1 protein-coding gene is annotated in these 1,955 nt (G+C 63.7%); it reads right to left on the bottom strand.

What is annotated here, in order from left to right; translation table 11 throughout:
• Positions 1-68: 68 nt before the first annotated feature.
• The gene (locus CVV68_RS22830; RefSeq protein ID WP_110503268.1) at positions 69-1,820 is read right to left on the bottom strand and encodes an IS1634 family transposase; all 1,752 of its coding nucleotides are present in this window, start codon (positions 1,818-1,820) and stop codon (positions 69-71) included.
• Between the last annotated feature and the right edge of the window lie 135 nt (positions 1,821-1,955).

Genomic DNA, 1,955 nt, shown 5'->3' with positions numbered 1-1,955 from the left:
CGCAGGTTATGACAGGAGGATCCCCGGGTTTCCGGGGGTCCTCCTGTCGTTTGGTCTGGGGTGTCTGGCTACTTTTTGTAGGTGGCGGCGTGGTCGTGGATGAGCGTCATGGCCTGATGCTGCGTTTCGGTGGGCACGGCGAGGAGTTCGAAGGTGCCGGTGGTCCCGTTCGTCGTCATGGTGTTGCGCGTTCTGGTGGCCAGGTGGCGCAGCAGGGCTTGGTAGCTGTGGGCCGCTTTGCCGTCATCGAGTTTTTGGGTGCTGGCCTTGCGTTGCGCGGCGGCGGAGCGGTTGACGGAGGCGACGGGCTCTTCGGGGATCGGCCGGTCCTCGTCGGTGAACGTCAGTGGCGCCAAGGCCTCGCGCAGGTGCCAGGTCAAGTGCCCGGCGAGCATGCACAGGAACACGTGGGAGCGGGTGCGTTCCTCAGTGTGGTGGTAGATCGGGCGTACGTGCAGGTCCCGTGATTTGAGGGTCTTGAAGATCTTCTCCACGTTCGCTAGTGACTTGTAAACCCTTACGGCCTCGGCGGCGTCCATGGCGTCCTGGCCGACGTTGGTGCGGATGACATAGATCCCGTCCAGCTCCGCCTCCCGGGCAATGCTTTCCGGGTCCCGTTCCCAGGTCAGGGAGGTGTCGGTGATGGTGAGCGTGAAGTGCTTGGCCATGTTGTTCTTCCCCAGGGTTTTCCCGACCCGCAGCCCGGTCTTCCCGGCGTCCTTGAGCCGGCCGGCGGTCACGGCTTTCTGTATGGTTTTCAACCGCTCCTCCGTCACGTGGAGCAGTTCGGCGCGTTTGTGTTTGCGCATCGCGGCCAGGGCCGGGTTGTAGCAGGCGATCAGGCGTTCCCCGGGGTAGTCGGGGTGGCTGATCTCCGCCAGGTTCTGTTCGTCGAACAGGCTCATCTGCAACGGGCCCTGGTCCTCGGCGAGGGCCTGGATGGCGGTGTTGCGCAGGGCGCTGACCCAGCCCAGGGACGTCTTTTTCAACGCCGTGATGCGGGCGGAGGTGATCATGCCCCGGTCACCGACCATGACCATGTCCTCGACCTTGGCGAGGTCCTGGATCTCGGCGGCAATCGCGATGAACGCGGTTGGGTCCGCCGTGTTCCCGGGGAAGACGCGCATGGCGATCGGGACCCCTGCCCGGTTGGCCAGCATCCCGTATTCGATCTGCTCGACCCCGCGCTTTTTGTCCCTCGAGTACCCGAACGCGGCCAGCGGGTTGTGGGTGCCGGTGACCCAGGAGGAGGAGAGGTCGAACAGAGCCAGTTTCTCAGGGTTCACCTCCGGACGCAGGTACTTGCGGGCTAACGCCTTTTCAATGATTCCCTGCCGGTTGAGGAGCCAGTCCATGGCCCGGTATAAATCATCGGTGCTGACCGGTCCCAGGTCGCGGCCCAGGGTGGTGTCGGCGAAGAAGGACAGCGTTGCCAGCTTGGAGGACGGGGCGCAGACCCTGGCGGCCAGCAGCGCCATGACGACATCGCGTTCCCGGCAGGCCGGCCCAAGCATGGACTCGAAGCCGAGCCCGCGGGCCATGGCGTAGACGGCCTCGATGTGCCCGTGGGGCAGGGACCGGGTGATCTGCAGGGACACCCCGGCCTCCACCATGGTTTTTCCGGCCAGGGAGGCCCGCAGCGTCTCGATGGTCGGATCCGGCAGCGCGGAGAGATTCGCCATCGTCTCGTGCTTGACCCTGCCGTCTTCGCGGTAGGAGCGGCGCAGCAGCACCGACCGGTACTCGACCTCCACGCCGGACTTGTTCACCCGTCGGGAGGTGTTCACGGCTACATGCATCGCGGTCGTTGACTTGGTCATGCCCACAGAATACGCCTCAGCATTCCAGAAATGAAGAGGTTTTCAATAAATTTAGTGGCTACAATTATTGGTATAAAAGTGGCCCTTTCCCCGGGATCCAGCGAGAAACCGGGGAAAGAGCCTACGTAACTTCAG

The sequence above is a fragment of the Arthrobacter livingstonensis genome (genome assembly GCF_003219815.1).
GTDB lineage: Bacteria > Actinomycetota > Actinomycetes > Actinomycetales > Micrococcaceae > Specibacter > Specibacter livingstonensis.
This window is presented reverse-complemented; position numbering and strand designations above follow the sequence as displayed.

Bases quoted from the DNA above. Each gene is read 5' to 3' on its own strand.
- CVV68_RS22830 (WP_110503268.1), bottom strand. From the start codon at position 1,820: ATGACCAAGTCAACGACCGCGATGCATGTAGCCGTGAACACCTCCCGA.